The organism is Streptomyces sp. NPDC051180 (assembly GCF_040689545.1).
GTDB lineage: Bacteria > Actinomycetota > Actinomycetes > Streptomycetales > Streptomycetaceae > Streptomyces.
Window position 1 is genome coordinate 41,845 of the sequence record NZ_JBFBBC010000002.1, and the last position, 15,346, is coordinate 57,190.

Here is a 15,346-nt window from a genome sequence, read left to right on the forward strand (position 1 = left end):
GGCGGACGGTCCTTGCTGTCAGACGGTTGTACGACGTTCACCGTACATCGCGCGGAGCGCTCCCGCCGTCAGCAGGTACTGCGCCGCGATGTAGGTCAGCATGACCCAGAAGGCGGGGACCGGCAGCCGGGGCCACTCGGCGATGCCGGCGGCGATGAGCGTGTCGGACAGCAGGAACAGGGCGCCGCCGAGGCCGGCCAGGAGCCCGAGCGAGCTCGCGCGGTAGGCCATCGCGGTGAGCAGCAGCGAGTAGCAGGCGACGGGGACGCGCAGTCCGGCGGGGAGGTCGGGCCACAGGAGGACGACCGTGACGCCGAGCACGACGGCGTACAGCGCGCCGAGCGCCGGGGACGTGCGCCGGCGTCCGAAGAGGACGAGGTAGCAGACGTGTCCGGCGGCGAAGGAGCCCATGCCGGCGAGGAAGGCCCAGTCGGCCTCGGAGAGCAGCAGGACGTCGCCGCCCCAGCCGAGGAGGAGTGCGGCGGTGAGCGCCTTCGGGGCGCCGAGGGTGACGGCGTACGCGGCGAGCAGGGGGACGAGCAGCGGCTTGGCGAGTTGGTGGCCGAGGTCGGCGCCGGCCAGCAGGGAGCCCAGGTCCACGGCGGCGGCGAGCGCGAAGGCGGCGAGCAGCGCGCGGGAGGCGGTGGTGGGGGCGGCGCGGACGGCCGCGGGGACGGCGCTCACGCGGCGGCCTCCGCGGTGGGGGCGGCCGTGGTGGCGGTGTTCGCCCCGGTGTCCGGCGCCGGCTGCCAGCCGGGGCCGCGGAAGACGCGTCCGGCGCGCTCGCGCCAGCCGTTCGCGGCCCGGACGTCGCGGGCGATGGCGGCGTACTCGTGGGTGGCGACGCGCAGCGGGTTGTAGGTCTCGATGTTCTTGGTGAGCCCGTAGACGGGCCGCTCGGTCTCGCCGACCCAGGAGCCGAAGACCCGGTCCCAGACGATGAGGATCCCGCCGAAGTTCCGGTCCAGGTAGCCGCCCTGGGAGGCGTGGTGGACACGGTGGTGCGAGGGGGTGTTGAAGAGGTACTCGACGGGCCGGGGCAGCCGGTCGACGCGCTCGGTGTGGATCCAGAACTGGTAGACGAGGTTGACCGAGGAGCAGAACGCGAGGGCGGCGGGGTGGACGCCCAGCGCGATCAGCGGCAGGTAGAACGGCCAGGACGTCAGGCCGGTCCAGGGCTGGCGCAGCGCGGTGGAGAGGTTGAACTTCCTGCTGCTGTGGTGCACGACGTGGCAGGCCCACAGGATGCGGATGACGTGGTGTCCGCGGTGCGACCAGTAGTAGAAGAAGTCCTGGGCGAGCAGCATCAGCGGGATCGTCCACCACAGGACGGGGACGCGCAGCGGGGTCAGTTCGTGCACCGCCGCGTAGATCGCGACGATCGGGATCTTCCACAGGAAGTCGAAGAAGAGGCTTCCGAGGCCCATGCCGATGCTGGTGGCGGCGTCCTTCGCCTCGTACCCGGCGGCGTCCTCGTCGGGATGGAGGCGGTGGACGGCCATCTCCACGACGGTGAGCAGGACGAACGCCGGTATGGACCAGAGCACGACATCGGGCAGGTTCGGCATGCGGATGACGGTAGGGGCCGCGGGCGGGCACGGCTAGACGTGGTTACCAACAAGTATGCGAGACGAGGTGTCAGCGGGCTTTGGAACCTTCCGACAAGCGGCTTCCGGGCCGGTCAGGGCACTCGTCAGACCCCCGAGGCCCCCAGGAGCGTGCCCGCGCCGTAGGTGACCGCCATCGCGAGGGCGCCGCCGGCGACGTTGCGCAGGACGGCGGGGCCGGCGGAGGCGCCGCCGAGGCGGGCGCTCCACCAGCCGGTGAGGGTGAGGGCCGCGAGGACGGAGAGGACGGTGACCCACAGGCGGGCGGAGGCCGGCGGGAGGACGATCGCGAGGAGGGGGAGGAGCGCGCCCACGGTGAAGGCGAGGAAGCTGGCGCCGGCCGCGTGCCAGGGGACGGTGAGGGCGTCGGGGTCGATGCCCAGCTCCACGCGCGCGTGGGCGCGCAGGGCGTCGCGCTCGGTGAGCTGCTCGGCGGCCTCCCGGGCCACCTCGGCCGAGAGGCCGCGGGCGGCCAGGAGTCCGGTCAGCTCGGCCAGCTCCGCCTCCGGGTCCTCGCGCAGCTCCCGCTTCTCCTGGGCCAGCGCGGCCTCCTCCGAGTCGCGCTGGGTGGAGACGGAGACGTACTCCCCCGCCGCCATCGACATCGACCCGGCGAGCAGCCCCGAGAGGCCCGCGGTGAGGAGGGCGGCCTGCGACTGGGTGGCGCCGGCCACGCCGACGACGAGGCCGGCGGTGGAGACGACCCCGTCGTTGGCTCCGAGCACGGCGGCCCGGAGCCAGTTGAGACGGGAGCCGAGCCCTCCGTGGTCCTCGCCATGGGCGGTGTCCGGTGCGTCGGGTGCGGTCACGTCAGGAGCGTCGCACCCGGCGGCTCACCAGACGCGGACCGACCCGCCCGGGGCGAACGCCGGGCTGGTGGCCCCCGCGGGGACCTCCTTGAGCGGTTCGGCGATCTCCTCGACGGTCGGGCCGTGGACGGCGGCGATCGGATCGAGGAGGGCGAGGTCGAAGCCGTAGACGCGGGCCGCGTTGCCGCCGACCATGGCGGCGACCTCGTCCCTCGGCACGCCCGCGTAGGCGATGCGCAGCCCTTCGCGGGAGTACGGCGTGGTGCCCTCGTCGTGCGGGTAGTCGCAGCCCCACATGATCTTGTCGAGGCCGATCCGGTCGCGCAGCGGCACCTCGTGCGGGCGCATGAAGCTCGCGCCGACGTAGCAGTTGTCGCGCCAGACCTCGCTGGGGCCCTTGCCCATGGAGGCGGCGAGCCCGGCGCCGAACCGGGACTCGGCCGTGGTCGCGCGGGTCGCCGCCGCGACCAGCCGGGCGTGGTAGTAGTCCAGCATGTCCATGACCCCGGGGATCCAGCCGGAGCCCTGTTCCGTCAGGACAAGCATGAGGTCGGGGTGGCGGCGGAAGGCACCGCCGAAGATCAGGTGCCACAGCGCCCGGTGGGAGAACCAGGTGGTCTCCACCATGAAGACGGCGCGGGCGGCGGGTTCGTCGCCGAGCGGCGGCGAGGCCGAGCCGCCGTGGTGGTTGACCGGCACGCCGAGCTCCGCGCAGACCGCCCAGATCGGGTCGTACGACTCCGCGTACAGCTCGGGGACGCCGGAGCCCGGCGGGGCGCCGGGCAGCAGGATCCCGCCGGTCAGGCCCGCCTCCCGGGCGCGGCGGATCTCCCGGACGGCCTCGTCGACGTCGTTGAGGAGGATCTGCGCCACGCCCGCGCGGCGGCCGGGCGCGTCCGCGCAGAAGTCGGCGAGCCAGCGGTTGTGGGCGCGCAGGCCCGCCCAGCGGAGCTCGTACTCCTCGCGGGTCGGCGGCGGGGCCATCAGGGAGGCGGAGGGGAAGAACGGCGGGATGGTGTTCGGGAAGACGACCTCGGCGACGATCCCGTCCGCCTCCAGTTCACTCAGCCGGCGCCGGGAGTTCCAGTTCCGGTCGGCGGTGTCGGCGAGCAGGTCCTCGTACGGGTTGACGTAGCCGGCCGCCCACGCGTCGAACGCCTCGTGGTGCCGGCGCTCCAGGTAGGGCCGGTAGTCGAGGAGGTCGGCGCCGGCGTGGCAGTCCGCGGAGATGACGGTGTACCTGTCCATCAGCTCGCCCCCAGGACCGGGAAGTCGTGGTCGGTCAGCCAGTGGCGGCCGACCTCGCGGGAGCGGGCCCAGGACGCCTCGACCGCGCTCTGGTCGGCGGGCTGGCCCAGGTCGGCCGGGGTGGGGCCGATCCTGCGGGCGACGGGGGCCAGGGCGGCGAGGTCGAAGCCGAAGACCTCGGCCGCCGCGAGGCCGAGCATCCGCCGGGTCTCCTCGACCGGGATGTCGTGGAAGGTCCTCCGCAGCCACCCGCGCGTGTCGGGCCAGGTGCCCTCGGGGTGCGGGAAGTCGGAGCCCCACAGGATGTTGTCGACGCCGATCTCGTACCGCTGGGCCAGTTCGCGCCGCTTGGTGTTGGTGGCGCAGACGAAGACCTGCCGGTCCAGGTACTCGCTGGGCGGCCGCTTCAGCTCCGCGAAGGGCGAGAGCTTCTTGCCGCCGTGCGCGCCGAGGTAGAGCCGGTCCATGAACCAGAGCAGGTTCGGCAGCCACCAGCAGCCGGACTCGGCGACGCCGAACCGGAGGCCGGGGTGGCGCTCGAAGGCGCCTGACCAGAGCAGGAACCACAGCGGCCTGGCCGGCCACCAGGTGACCTCGGAGACGTAGATCCCGAGGTGGTCGCCGTACTCCTCGCGCGGCGCGGCCCCGGAGTGGGTGAGCACCGGCATGCCGGTCTCGGCGGCGGCCGCCCACACCGGGTCGTAGCGCCGGTCGTGGTACGGGGCCTTGTCGACCCACATGGAGGGGATCATGAGGGCGCCGAGCCCGGACTCCTTGGCGCGGTGGATCTCGGCGACGACCTCGCGGGGGTCGGCGGTGACGGGGAGCAGGGCGACCCCGCAGTGCCGTTCGGGGTTGCGCCCGACGAACTCGGCGAGCCAGCGGTTGTGCGCCGTGGCGCCCGCCATGCCGAGGACGGGGTCCTGGTCGCCGGAGAGGCCGAGGCCGACGCCGAAGGGGGCGGCGGTCCTGCTGTCGACGGCGTCCGCGTCGGGGAAGACCACCTCGCCCGCCACTCCGTCGCCGTCGAGCTCCTTGAGCCGCTGCGCGGCGTCCCAGCCGCCGCGCAGGCCCTCCTCGTTGTCGTGGAACCACTTGTCGGCGAACGCCTCGTTGCGGACGCCGAGCCGGGTCATGGCCTCCCGGCGGGCCTCGCGCCCGGCGAGGAACTCGTCGAAGGCGCGGTGGTGCCGGGATTCCAGGTAGGGCCGGTACTCCTCGGTGGGGAGCCCGGCATGGCAGTCGGACGAGATGATCAGGTACGGGTCTTCGAAGCTCACGTCGGGCTCCTTGGCCGGTCAGTCGAGGATGAAGCTCTCCAGGTACGCGGGGTTGGCGCGGTCGAGCATCGACCGCGAGCGCGCCCTGATCTGGCGGTCGCTGTGCTCGCTCTCCGGCAGCATCCAGAAGCGGTCGGCGCGGATGCCGTCGACGACGTGCTCGGCGACCTCCTCCACCGGGGTGAAGGCCACCTCGTGTCCGGCCTCCTTCATGGCGGCCTCCCACTGGTCGAGGCTGCGGTACGGGGTACGGCGCGGCCGCTGCTTGGCGTACCGCTCGGGACGGTTGCGGTGCGACTCCCACAGGCCGGTGCGGAGCATGTGCGGTCCGGGGAAGAGCACGGAGGCGCCCACGCGCGCGTGCTCGGCCCTGAGGTGGGCGTAGAGCGATTCGGTCAGGGTGACGACGGCGGCCTTGGTGACCGCGTACACGGACGCGGTGGGCAGCGGGGCGATGCCGCCGTCGCCCGAGGAGGTGTTGACGACGTGGCCGGGTTCGCCGCCCGCGATCATGCGGGGGACGAACGCCTGGACGCCGTGGAAGACGCCCCAGACGTTGACCGAGAAGGCCCACTTCCAGTCGTTGGGCTCGTGCTCCCACATGCGGCCCTCGGCACCGGAGCCGACGCCCGCGTTGTTGCAGAGGACGTGGACGGCGCCGAAGGTCTCGTAGGCGGCGTCCGCGAACGCCCGGACCTGGTCCGGGTCGGAGACGTCGACCGTCCGGGCGAGGACCCGCGCCCCGTCCGCCGCCAGCTCGTCGGCGGCCTCCTCCAGGGCTCCTCGCTCGACGTCCCCGAGGACGACCGCGAGCCCCTCGGCGGCGAAGCGGCGGGCCATGGCGCGGCCGATCCCGCTCGCCGCGCCCGTGACGACGGCGACCTGTCCCGCGCGCAGCTCCATCAGGCACTTCCTTCCGGGGGGCCGTCGAGGATCTGGAGCGGGTCGTCGTACCGCTGGTGGACGTAGGGCAGCAGGTCGCTCGCGGAGACGCGCTCGGCGACCGTGCCCCTCTGGTCGGTGGTCTTCTCGCCGATCGTGATCTCGACGAGCCGGCGCACGGGGAGGTCGGCGACCGGGTCGTACATGGACTCGCGCAGCACCACGTCGCCGGTGACCCGCTCCAGCCGGCGCACCTTCTCGTTGCGCACGCAGTGGACCAGGACCGGGTCGGCGTCGAACCCCTCCCCCTCCACCCCCGGCAGGAACTTGAAGTAGAAGTCGGTCTTCTCGACGGGCTCGGGCAGCGGCAGCGGGCCGGAGACCGCTCCGCGCACCTCGACGAAGGCGATGCCGTGCCGGGCGAGCGCCGCGCGGACGACGAGGCCGTCGCGCTCGACCGTCACCTCGCCCAGCTTCTTCGGCTCGCCGAACACCTCGCGTCCGCCGATCAGGGCGCGCTCGTGGGTCATCGGCATGACCAGCGGGTACCAGCCCTCACGGTCGCCGTGGGCGGCGGCCACGGCGACCGAGCCCGCGCCGAGGGGGTAGCCGGGCAGGTCGACCGTGCTGATGTTGGCGCGCACCAGGGGACGCGCGGTGGGTTTCAGCGGGGGCGGCAGGACCGCCGCGACGACGTCGGGATCGGTCTCCCAGACGGCTACCACGCCGGTGGACCAGATGTCGGGGAGCCGGGCGGACCGCTCGCGCGCCGCCGCCGCCTCCGCGTCGCTGCGCGCCCCGTACCGTACTCGTGCCATGACGTACCACCCTTCGGGATCGTCGGCCTGTAACACAGTTACACCGACGGCGATGAACGGTAAAGACCCGTGCACGCAGAGGAGTTGGGGGATCCGATGGCACGCTCGGCACTGAGCCGCGAGGAGGTCCTCGCGACCGCGGCGGCGCTGGTGAGGGAGCACGGCCCGGACGCCCTGACCATGCGCAGGCTCGCCGCCGAGCTCGGCACCGCGGTCACCTCGATCTACTGGCACGTCGGCAACCGCGAGTCGCTGCTGGACGCGCTGGTCGCCCGCACGGTCGACGACCTCGGCACCATCCGCCCGCACGGGACGACCCCCGCCGAGCGGATGGTCTCCGTCGCCCGTGCGATGCGGCGCGCCCTGCGCGAGCGCCCGCACCTCGTCGCGATGGTCCACGAACGGGGCCTCACCGAGCGGATGTTCCTGCCGGCCCAGCGGGCCCTGGTGCACGAGGCACACGCCGCCGGCCTGCGCGGCGCGGCCGCCGCGCGCGCGGTCCGGGCGGTCCAGTTCCAGGTCGTGGGCTACGTGCTCGTCGAACGCAACCGCGAGCGCGCCCCGGCCCAGTCCCCCGCCGAGGAGGAGCTGTGGCGCGCCGAGGAACCCGGCGCCGACCCCCTCCTGGCCCGCGCGCTGGCGGCCCCCGTGGACACCGAGCGGCTGTTCGTCGACTCCGTCCGGGCGCTGGTGGCCGGGCTGCTCACGGGCGGCTCCGGGGACACCGGGGACGGGACTGTCGGTCGCGGGCCGTATTCTCATTGACCATGCCCGAGGACCGTACGACAGCAGCGACGTGGCCGGCCGCCTACCCACAGGGGTACGCGGTCGTCGACGTGGAGACCACCGGACTCGCCCGCGACGACCGGATAGTGTCGGCTGCCGTCTACCGGCTGGACGCCCAGGGGAACGTCGAGGACCACTGGTACACGCTGGTCAATCCCGAGCGGGACCCCGGGCCGGTGTGGATCCACGGTCTGACCAGCGACGTCCTGGAGGGCGCGCCCCTCTTCCCGGAGATCGCGGCGGAGTTCGCGGCCCGGCTGGACGGCCGGGTGCTCGTCGCCCACAACGCGATGTTCGACTGGCAGATGATCGCCAGGGAGTACGCGCGCGCCGAGTCCGCGGCGCCGGTGCGGCAGCGGCTGTGCACGATCGCGCTCGCCAAGGAGCTGTCGCTGCCGCTGCCCAACCACAAGCTGGAGTCGCTCGCGGCGCACTTCGGCGTCGTGCAGCAGCGGGCGCACAACGCGCTGGACGACGCACGGGTCCTCGCCGAGGCGTTCCGCCCGAGCCTGCACGCGGCCGCCGAGCGGAACGTGCGGCTGCCGCTGCTGGAGTGCCGGCCGCTGACCGAGTGGGCCGCGTCGCCCGAGCGGCCCCGGATCGGCCACCAGGCGTCGTACGGCTCGTCGTACCGGGCGAACAGCTGGCGCCCGTCGCGGAAGCGTCCGGCGTGCCCGCACCCCAACCCCGGCCGGTACGAGTCGGACAAACCACTCAAGCAGGGCATGCGGATCGCCTTCTCCGGCGACACCTCCGTCGACCGCGAGCTGCTGGAGGACCGGACGGTCGAGGCCGGACTCCACGTCGCCTCCAGCGTGTCCCGGCTGACGAGCCTGCTCGTCACCAACGACCCCGACTCGGCCACCTCCAAGACGCTGAAGGCGAAGTCCTTCGGCACGCCGGTCGTCGACGAGGCCGCCTACACGCAGCTGCTGCGGGACGTGAGCCCGGCAGACGGGTGACAGCCCCGCCCCGGCGGGCGTGCCGTGCAGCGCGCGCCCGCCGGGGAGCACCACCCTGTGGCGCATGGCACGTTGTGAGGTCTGCGGAAACGATTACGGCATGTCCTTCGAGGTGCACGCGCAGGGCGCGGTGCACGTCTTCGACTGCTTCGCGTGCGCCATCCACCGCATGGCGCCCATCTGCGAGCACTGCCGGGTCCAGATCATCGGACAGGGCGTCGAGGTGGACGGCAGCTGGTACTGCGGCGGCCACTGCGCCCGCGCCGAGGGGAGGGTGGGCATCGTCGACAGGGTGTGACCGGGACAGGACGTGAGGAAACGATCCTGGGCCCGCCTCCGGGCGAGCCGAACCCCCCTGCGTGCACCCCGTCGGCCCAGAGGTACGGTCATGGGGTGTACCGCTTCCTGTTGTCCCGGCAGTGGGTGATCCTCACCCTCGTCGCCCTCGTGCTCGTCCCGACCATGATCGAGCTGGGCTTCTGGCAGTTCCACCGGCACGAGCGCCGGGTCGCCCAGAACTCCCTCATCGAGGACAGCATCGCGGCGAAGCCCGTGGAGGTGGAGCGGCTCACCTCGCCCGGTCACACCGTCCCGCGCGCCGACTACTGGCGCCCGGTCACCGCGACCGGCACCTACGACACCGCGCACGAGGTGGTCGTCCGCCGCCGCACCAACGCCGACGACCGGGTGGGCGTGCACGTCCTGACCCCGCTGGTCCTCCGGGACGGCCGGATCGTCCTGGTCAACCGGGGCTGGGTGCCGGCCGCCGCCGACCAGCACGCCTATCCCCCGGTGCCGCCCGCCCCCCGCGGCGAGGTCACCGTCACCGGCCGGCTCAAGGCCGACGAGACGACCGGCGCCAGCGGCATCAAGGACCTGAAGGGCCTGCCGGACCGCCAGGTGATGCTGATCAGCAGCCGGCAGCAGGCCGAGCTGATCGGCCGCGAGGTGCTCGGCGGCTACATCGAGCAGATCGCACCCGCCCCCGCGAACGGCACCCCCGAGCTGATCCCCGAACCCGACCACGACTCGATCGGCGCGCACATGGCGTACGCCGTGCAGTGGTGGCTGTTCGCCGCCGGGGTGCCCGTCGGGTGGGTGATCCTCGTCCGGCGCGAGAAGCACGACCGGCAGGCCGCACAGGGCTCCGACGTCCCCGAATCGCCGGAGGACGACACCGTGCCGGTCGAGGCGGCCCCGTCCCGCTGATTGACCGGCGCCGCTTCCGGGAACAGCCCAAAGCGTGACGCAACGTATCGACGACTACGCCCTCATCGGCGATCTCCAGACCGCCGCGCTCGTCGGCCGCGACGGATCGGTCGACTGGCTGTGTCTGCCCCGCTTCGACTCGGCGGCCTGCTTCGCCGCCGTCCTCGGCGACGAGAACAACGGCCACTGGAGAATCGCCCCCGCCGGCGCCACGACCTGCACGAGCCGGCGCTACACCGAGGACTCCCTGGTCCTGGAGACCTACTGGGAGACCCGCACCGGCACCGTCAAGGTCGTCGACTTCATGCCCCAGCGGGACCGGTCACCCGACCTCATGCGGATCGTCGAGGGCGTCAGCGGCACCGTCGAGATGAGCGCCGTCCTGCGGCTGCGCTTCGACTACGGCTCGATCGTGCCCTGGGTGCGCCGAGCCGACGACCACCGGGTCGCGGTCGCCGGACCGGACTCCGTCTGGCTGCGCAGCGAGCCGCACGTGAAGACCTGGGGGCAGCAGTTCGCCACCTGCTCGTCCTTCACCGTCGGCGCCGGCGAGAAGGTCGCCTTCGTCCTGACCTGGCACCCCTCGCACGAGCCGCGGCCCGCCCTGGTCGACCCCCACGAGGCCCTGGAGCAGACCCTCGCGGACTGGCGGGAGTGGACCGCCCGCTGCACCTACGAAGGCCCGCACCGCGAGGCGGTGGTGCGCTCCCTGATCACCCTGAAGGCGCTCACCTACGCGCCGACCGGCGGCATCATGGCGGCCCCCACCACCTCGCTGCCGGAGGAGCTCGGCGGGGTGCGGAACTGGGACTACCGCGCCTGCTGGCTGCGCGACTCCTCCCTCACCCTCGGCGCGCTGCTCGCCGCCGGCTACGTCGACGAGGCGGCGGCCTGGCGGGACTGGCTGCTGCGCGCGGTCGCCGGAGACCCCGCCGACCTCCAGATCATGTACGGCCCCGCCGGGGAACGGCGGCTCCCCGAGACCAGCCTGCCCTGGCTGCGCGGCTACGCCGACTCGTCACCCGTGCGCACCGGGAACGCGGCCGTGGACCAGTTCCAGCTCGACGTGTACGGCGAGGTCATGGACTCCCTCCACCGCGCCCACGAGGCCGGCATCCCGGCCGAGCGGCACGCCTGGAACCTCCAGCTGAGCCTGCTCGGCTTCCTGGAGTCGACCTGGCGGGAACCGGACGAGGGGCTGTGGGAGGTCCGCGGGCCGCGCCGCCACTTCACCCATTCGAAGGTGATGGCCTGGGTGGCCGCCGACCGCGCCGTGCGCACCCTGGAGGCCGACCCCACGCTGCCGGGGGACGCGACGCGGTGGCGGGCGATGCGGGACGAGATCCACGCCCAGGTGTGCGCCCGGGCGTTCGACCCGGTGCGCAACACCTTCACGCAGTCCTACGGCTCGCGGGAACTGGACGCCGCGACCCTGCTCATCCCGCGGGTCGGCTTCCTGCCGCCGGACGACCCCCGCGTCGTGGGGACCGTCGACGCGGTGCAGGCGGAGCTGACCCACGGCGGCTTCGTTCGCCGCTACAGCGTCGACTCGGGCTCGGTGGACGGACTGCCGGGCCAGGAGGGGACCTTCCTCGTCTGCTCGTTCTGGCTGGCCGACGCGCTGCGGCTGATCGGGCGGACCGAGGAGGCGCGCGCCCTCTTCGACCGGCTGGTCGCGCTCGGCAGCGACGTGGGGCTCCTCGCCGAGGAGTACGACCCGGTGGCCGGACGTCAGCTGGGCAACTTCCCGCAGGCGTTCAGCCACATCGGGCTGGTGGTGACCGCCTTCGCGCTCGCCGCCGACAAGGCGGCAGGATAGGGCCATGGATCTGGGACTGAAGGACCGTGTGTACGTGGTGACCGGCGCGACGCGAGGGCTCGGCCGGGCCTCCGCCGAGGCGCTGCTCGCGGAGGGCGCCCGCGTGCTGATCACCGGGCGCGAGGAGAAGACCGTCGCCGACGCGGTGGCCGAACTGGGCGAGGGCGCGGCCGGCGTCGCCGCCGACAACGACGACCCGGCGACCCCGGCCCGGCTGATCGCCGAGGCGCGGACCCGTTTCGGCGGCTTCGACGGCATCCTGATCAGCGTCGGCGGTCCGGCGCCGGGCTTCGCGGCGGACAACACCGACGAGCAGTGGTCGGCCGCCTTCGACACGGTCTTCCTCGGCGCCGTGCGGCTGGCCCGCGCGGCGGCCGAGACCCTCACCGAGGGCGGTGTGATCGGCTTCGTGCTCTCCGGTTCGGTGCACGAGCCCATCCCCGGCCTGACCATCTCCAACGGGCTGCGCCCCGGCCTCGCCGGCTTCGCCAAGTCGCTCTCCAACGACCTGGGACCGCGCGGGATCCGGGTGATCGGGCTGCTGCCGAGCCGGATCGACACGGACCGGGTCCGCTCGCTGGACGCGCTCTCCGGGGACGCCGACGCGGCCCGGGCGGCGAACGAGGCGACCATCCCGCTGCGCCGCTACGGCACCCCGGAGGAGTTCGGCCGGACGGCGGCGTTCCTGCTGTCGCCCGCCGCCTCGTACCTGACGGGGCTGATGCTCCCGGTGGACGGCGGGGCGCGCGGCGGCTTCTGAGCCGCCCCCGCACCGGTCCCGCCGTCAGGTCACCCGGCGGGCCCGGTGCTTCACCGCACGCAGCCGCGCCTCGGTGGGCAGCGCGGGCAGCCCGACCGACGTCCGGGCGTGGGCGAGGGCCTGGGTGCTGAGCGTGTTCAGGGCGGCCCCCGGTGAGGCGTACGGCTCCAGGAGGAGCGCGACGCGGGTGCGGGGGGCCGTGCGGCGTCCGGTGAGGGAGACCCGCGCCTTGGACACGCCCTCCTGGGCGGTGGCGTCGGCCTCCAGGACGCCCTCCAGCGTGCGGCCGCGCACGAGCGCCCCCTCGCCGTCACCGGTGTCGACGAGGACCTCGGCGAGCCGGGCCCGGCGGAACTGGACGAGCAGCCACCACAGGGCGAGCAGGACCACGATGCCGAGGACGGCGATGACCACCGGCCACCACCAGCCGTGCTCCTGGCCGCGCCGGCGGTCGGCGGTGGAGAGCAGGACGTCGGAGGGGCCCGACCAGGGCCACCAGGTCGGGACGGACAGGTCGAGGGCGGCGGCGAGGACCGCGCCGCCGGCGAGGACGAGGACCACCCCGGCGAGTCCGAGCAGGGCGCGGTTGACGCGCCGCAGGACGACGGTCACCGGCCCCTCCCCCGCTGGTCCTGACGGTTCATCGGGTCATCCCTTCTTACGGGGGCGGGCCACCCGGACGCTCAGCGCGGGCGGGTGGGCGAGGCCGAGCTCCTCGACGCCGGAGGCGAGGACGGCCTCGACGTCGGCCCGGACCTCGTCGAGCGCCCGGAAGTGCGAGACCGCGCGGACGGCGGCCTTGGAACGGCCGACGCGCACGTCGACGGACTGCACCCCGGACACCTCCATGACGCGGTCGCGCAGGGTGAGGGCGGCCGCCTCGCGGTCGAGGCAGGCCCGCACGTCGGGGTGCTCGCGGCGCATGGGGAGCACCGCGCGCAGCCCCGGGGTGGCGGCCAGGACGACGAGCCAGATCCCGAGGACGACGGCGACGGCGGCGCCGATCACCACCGCGGTGCTGTCGAGCGGCTTGGTCGCCAGGGCGTCGGCGAGCTCCCGCCGCCAGGACATGGCGGAGTGGTCCGCCCGCACGGCCGCCACGTCGTAGAGGAGCAGTCCGGTGGCACCGAGGACGACCGCCGCCAGCAAGGCGGCCGGGACGCGGCGCACGGACCAGAAGCGCCGGACGCGGCGCGCGGGGGCGTCCGCGAGGACCGGCACGGGACCGGGGCCCTCGGTGCCGGGGTCGCCCGGCACCACGGTGACCGCCTCAGCGCCGTCCGAGGGGGTCGGGGCGGGGGTGGGGGTCATGCCAGGCGCTCCCGGTGTGCGGCCTGCCGGGTGAGCGGGGAGTGCAGGCGTTCGACGTGGACGGCCACCTCGTGGACCTCCAGGCCGGCGAGTTCCTCCATGCGGGTACGGACCCGGCCCCGGACGGCCCCGCACTGGCGGGCGATGTCGGAGGGGTAGTCGAGGTCGAGGCTGACCGAGACCCGGGCGACGTCACGGTGGACGACGACGGAGGCGTGCGGCCGTGAACCGCCCTCGGGCACGGCGTCCAGGGCCTCCCTGGCAGCCTGGGCGGCGATCTTCGCGAAGACCCGGTCGGCGACCTTCGTCGCCCCCCGGTCCCGCGCCGGGTCCGTCACCACCCCGCGTCACCGCCGCCGGTCGCCGCGGTCGCGGCCGCGCAGCAGATCACCGGGTTCGAGGTCGCCGTCGAGGAAGCGACCGGCCACGAAGCCGACCGCGCCCAAGGCCGCGACCAGGAGAAACGCCCCGAAGCCGCCGAAGTATCCGGCGAAGCCGAGGGCCATGCCGGCCAGCAGGCCGACCACCGCCATGCTCATCCTGAGCCCCTTTCCATGCCCGTACCGCCGGGGTGCCGACGGCTACTGAAGCCGGGACTCCGGCTCCTCGTCCTCTTCGTCGGGCAGCTTCACGTCGCTGACCGCGATGTTGACCTCGACGACCTCCAGGCCCGTCATCCGCTCCACCGCGGCGATGACGTTCTCCCGGACGTCGCCGGCGACGTCGGCGATGGAGACGCCGTAGTCGACGACGATCTCCAGGTCGAGCGCGGTCTGGACCTCGCCGACCTCGGCCTTCACGCCCCGGGTGACGCTGGCCTTGCCGCCGCCACCGCCCGGGACCTTGTCGCGTACGGCGCCGAAGGTGCGGGAGAGCCCGCTGCCCATGGCGTGGACGCCGACGACATCCCGTGCGGCGAGGCCCGCGATCTTCTCGACGACGCCGTCGGCGATGGTGGTCCGGCCCCGGGAGGCCGGAGCGCCGCCGCCGCGCTTGGTGACGGAGGTGCGGCGGGTGTCGTCCGACGCGGGGTTTCCGGAGGTTGTGGTGTCAGTCATCGGGTATCGCCCCTTCTGTGCGCTTTCGGGGTTCCTCGCCCACACTAAGGGCGCTTGCCCGGATTCGCTCCGGGGATGCGGCAGGCTGGGGGAATGACGACGGCTGAGGGTTGGACGGCGGCGGTGCGGGACCGCCTGGCGCCGGGCAGGCTGCTGCCGCTGGGGACGGCGGAGGACGGCGCGTGGATCACGGAGCGGGCGGCGCGGGAGGTGCTCGGTCGGGCGGCTGCCGCCGTTCGGGGGGTGGTGCCGGGCGCACTGCGGGTCGGCCCCCTCCCCGAGAGCGGGCCGGACGCCGCCGCGCCGCCGCTTCCGGTGCCGCCGGGCGGGCTGCCGTACGGGCCGCTCGGGATCACGGCGGAGTTCGGGGCCCTGCTGGGCCGCTCGCTGCCGGAGCTGGCCGAGGAGGTGCGGACGACCCTGCTCGGCGCGGCGGAGGAGGGGATCGGGCTGCCGGTGGCGGACGTGGAGCTGCGGGTGACGGAGCTGCTCGACGCGGCCCCGCCGTCCGAACCGGCCGCTCCCCCGCCGGGACGGACCTCGCCGGCGACGGACGACCCGGTGGCCCTGGCGGTCCTGCGGGTCGGGGGCGTGGCGGGCGTGACGGACGTCCTGGGCCCGCCGGTGCACCGGAGCCCCGGCGGCCACGTGCGGGTGGAGCTGGCCTTGACCTCCGGACGGCGCCCGCTGGACGTCGCGCGGGCCGCCCGGAGCGCCGTGACCGCGGCCGCCTCAGGGGCGACCGCGGTCACGGTTCTGGTCACGGAGCTGCGCTAGGGAGCGTCATGGCGGACTCG

Annotated in this window: 19 protein-coding genes; 7 read left to right on the forward strand and 12 right to left on the reverse strand. The window is 74.0% G+C overall.

Annotated features, from left to right (window positions below):
* Nucleotides 1-18: 18 nt before the first annotated feature.
* From AB0424_RS03625 to AB0424_RS03655, 7 genes are all read right to left on the reverse strand, one after another.
* Nucleotides 19-684, reverse strand: a complete 666-nt coding sequence (locus AB0424_RS03625) for a lysoplasmalogenase (protein WP_366301925.1) — start codon at nt 682-684, stop codon at nt 19-21.
* Nucleotides 681-1,568: a sterol desaturase family protein gene (locus tag AB0424_RS03630; RefSeq protein ID WP_366301926.1), complete on the reverse strand. Its 888-nt coding sequence runs from the start codon at nt 1,566-1,568 to the stop codon at nt 681-683. Before AB0424_RS03630 ends, AB0424_RS03625 begins: the two co-directional genes overlap by 4 nt.
* Nucleotides 1,569-1,693: 125 nt before the next feature.
* Nucleotides 1,694-2,416: a VIT family protein gene (locus AB0424_RS03635; protein WP_366301928.1), complete on the reverse strand. Its 723-nt coding sequence runs from the start codon at nt 2,414-2,416 to the stop codon at nt 1,694-1,696.
* 24 nt (nt 2,417-2,440) lie between these two features.
* Nucleotides 2,441-3,664 (reverse strand): amidohydrolase family protein, encoded by a 1,224-nt coding sequence (locus AB0424_RS03640; RefSeq protein WP_366301930.1) that lies wholly within the window; start codon nt 3,662-3,664, stop codon nt 2,441-2,443.
* Nucleotides 3,664-4,944 (reverse strand): amidohydrolase family protein, encoded by a 1,281-nt coding sequence (locus AB0424_RS03645; RefSeq protein ID WP_366301932.1) that lies wholly within the window; start codon nt 4,942-4,944, stop codon nt 3,664-3,666. Before AB0424_RS03645 ends, AB0424_RS03640 begins: the two co-directional genes overlap by 1 nt.
* An 18-nt stretch (nt 4,945-4,962) precedes the next feature.
* Nucleotides 4,963-5,847 (reverse strand): SDR family NAD(P)-dependent oxidoreductase, encoded by an 885-nt coding sequence (locus tag AB0424_RS03650; protein ID WP_366301934.1) that lies wholly within the window; start codon nt 5,845-5,847, stop codon nt 4,963-4,965.
* Nucleotides 5,847-6,644 carry an acetoacetate decarboxylase family protein gene (locus tag AB0424_RS03655; protein ID WP_366301935.1) on the reverse strand — a complete coding sequence of 266 codons (798 nt, stop codon included), beginning with the start codon at nt 6,642-6,644 and terminating at the stop codon, nt 5,847-5,849. The genes AB0424_RS03650 and AB0424_RS03655 overlap by 1 nt, the downstream gene beginning before the upstream one ends.
* Nucleotides 6,645-6,740: 96 nt before the next feature.
* On the opposite strand from AB0424_RS03655, the gene AB0424_RS03660 reads away from it, so the two are divergent.
* The 6 genes from AB0424_RS03660 to AB0424_RS03685 all read left to right on the forward strand — a co-directional run bounded on the left by AB0424_RS03660 (nt 6,741) and on the right by AB0424_RS03685 (nt 12,180).
* On the forward strand, nt 6,741-7,409 hold the full coding sequence (locus tag AB0424_RS03660; protein WP_366301937.1) for a TetR family transcriptional regulator: 669 nt from the start codon (nt 6,741-6,743) through the stop codon (nt 7,407-7,409).
* Entirely contained in the window at nt 7,406-8,392 is a 987-nt protein-coding gene (locus AB0424_RS03665; protein ID WP_366301938.1) for a DEDDh family exonuclease, read from the forward strand. The genes AB0424_RS03660 and AB0424_RS03665 overlap by 4 nt, the downstream gene beginning before the upstream one ends.
* A gap of 64 nt (nt 8,393-8,456) precedes the next feature.
* Entirely contained in the window at nt 8,457-8,690 is a 234-nt protein-coding gene (locus tag AB0424_RS03670) for a hypothetical protein (RefSeq protein ID WP_366301940.1), read from the forward strand.
* Nucleotides 8,691-8,785: 95 nt separating this feature from the next.
* A complete protein-coding gene (locus tag AB0424_RS03675) occupies nt 8,786-9,601 on the forward strand; it encodes an SURF1 family protein (RefSeq protein WP_366301942.1) in 816 nt (271 codons plus the stop codon).
* 34 nt (nt 9,602-9,635) lie between these two features.
* Nucleotides 9,636-11,420, forward strand: coding sequence for a glycoside hydrolase family 15 protein (locus AB0424_RS03680; RefSeq protein ID WP_366301944.1), 1,785 nt, complete (start codon nt 9,636-9,638; stop codon nt 11,418-11,420).
* Between the two features lie 4 nt (nt 11,421-11,424).
* Nucleotides 11,425-12,180: an SDR family oxidoreductase gene (locus AB0424_RS03685; RefSeq protein ID WP_366301946.1), complete on the forward strand. Its 756-nt coding sequence runs from the start codon at nt 11,425-11,427 to the stop codon at nt 12,178-12,180.
* Between the two features lie 24 nt (nt 12,181-12,204).
* Here AB0424_RS03685 and amaP read toward each other — a convergent pair whose 3' ends face one another.
* Genes amaP through AB0424_RS03710 form a run of 5 tightly spaced genes read right to left on the reverse strand, consistent with a single transcriptional unit; the run spans nt 12,205 to nt 14,549 of the window.
* Complete coding sequence (gene amaP / locus AB0424_RS03690) at nt 12,205-12,792, reverse strand: alkaline shock response membrane anchor protein AmaP (protein WP_366301947.1); 588 nt, start codon at nt 12,790-12,792, stop codon at nt 12,205-12,207.
* A 36-nt stretch (nt 12,793-12,828) separates the two neighbouring features.
* Nucleotides 12,829-13,491: a DUF6286 domain-containing protein gene (locus tag AB0424_RS03695; RefSeq protein ID WP_366301948.1), complete on the reverse strand. Its 663-nt coding sequence runs from the start codon at nt 13,489-13,491 to the stop codon at nt 12,829-12,831.
* Complete coding sequence (locus AB0424_RS03700; RefSeq protein WP_366301949.1) at nt 13,488-13,832, reverse strand: hypothetical protein; 345 nt, start codon at nt 13,830-13,832, stop codon at nt 13,488-13,490. Before AB0424_RS03700 ends, AB0424_RS03695 begins: the two co-directional genes overlap by 4 nt.
* Nucleotides 13,833-13,838: 6 nt before the next feature.
* Nucleotides 13,839-14,030 (reverse strand): hypothetical protein, encoded by a 192-nt coding sequence (locus AB0424_RS03705; RefSeq protein WP_366301951.1) that lies wholly within the window; start codon nt 14,028-14,030, stop codon nt 13,839-13,841.
* Nucleotides 14,031-14,072: 42 nt separating this feature from the next.
* Entirely contained in the window at nt 14,073-14,549 is a 477-nt protein-coding gene (locus AB0424_RS03710) for an Asp23/Gls24 family envelope stress response protein (protein ID WP_366301953.1), read from the reverse strand.
* A 93-nt stretch (nt 14,550-14,642) separates the two neighbouring features.
* Between AB0424_RS03710 and AB0424_RS03715 the strand changes: the two genes are divergently transcribed.
* On the forward strand, nt 14,643-15,326 hold the full coding sequence (locus AB0424_RS03715; protein WP_366301954.1) for a hypothetical protein: 684 nt from the start codon (nt 14,643-14,645) through the stop codon (nt 15,324-15,326).
* Nucleotides 15,327-15,346 lie beyond the last annotated feature (20 nt).

Bases quoted from the DNA above. Each gene is read 5' to 3' on its own strand.
- AB0424_RS03655 (WP_366301935.1), bottom strand. From the start codon at position 6,644: ATGGCACGAGTACGGTACGGGGCGCGCAGCGACGCGGAGGCGGCGGCG.
- AB0424_RS03695 (WP_366301948.1), bottom strand. From the start codon at position 13,491: ATGACCCCCACCCCCGCCCCGACCCCCTCGGACGGCGCTGAGGCGGTC.
- AB0424_RS03660 (WP_366301937.1), top strand. From the start codon at position 6,741: ATGGCACGCTCGGCACTGAGCCGCGAGGAGGTCCTCGCGACCGCGGCG.
- AB0424_RS03630 (WP_366301926.1), bottom strand. From the start codon at position 1,568: ATGCCGAACCTGCCCGATGTCGTGCTCTGGTCCATACCGGCGTTCGTC.
- AB0424_RS03685 (WP_366301946.1), top strand. From the start codon at position 11,425: ATGGATCTGGGACTGAAGGACCGTGTGTACGTGGTGACCGGCGCGACG.
- AB0424_RS03670 (WP_366301940.1), top strand. From the start codon at position 8,457: ATGGCACGTTGTGAGGTCTGCGGAAACGATTACGGCATGTCCTTCGAG.
- AB0424_RS03715 (WP_366301954.1), top strand. From the start codon at position 14,643: ATGACGACGGCTGAGGGTTGGACGGCGGCGGTGCGGGACCGCCTGGCG.
- AB0424_RS03705 (WP_366301951.1), bottom strand. From the start codon at position 14,030: ATGAGCATGGCGGTGGTCGGCCTGCTGGCCGGCATGGCCCTCGGCTTC.
- AB0424_RS03710 (WP_366301953.1), bottom strand. From the start codon at position 14,549: ATGACTGACACCACAACCTCCGGAAACCCCGCGTCGGACGACACCCGC.
- AB0424_RS03640 (WP_366301930.1), bottom strand. From the start codon at position 3,664: ATGGACAGGTACACCGTCATCTCCGCGGACTGCCACGCCGGCGCCGAC.
- AB0424_RS03650 (WP_366301934.1), bottom strand. From the start codon at position 5,847: ATGGAGCTGCGCGCGGGACAGGTCGCCGTCGTCACGGGCGCGGCGAGC.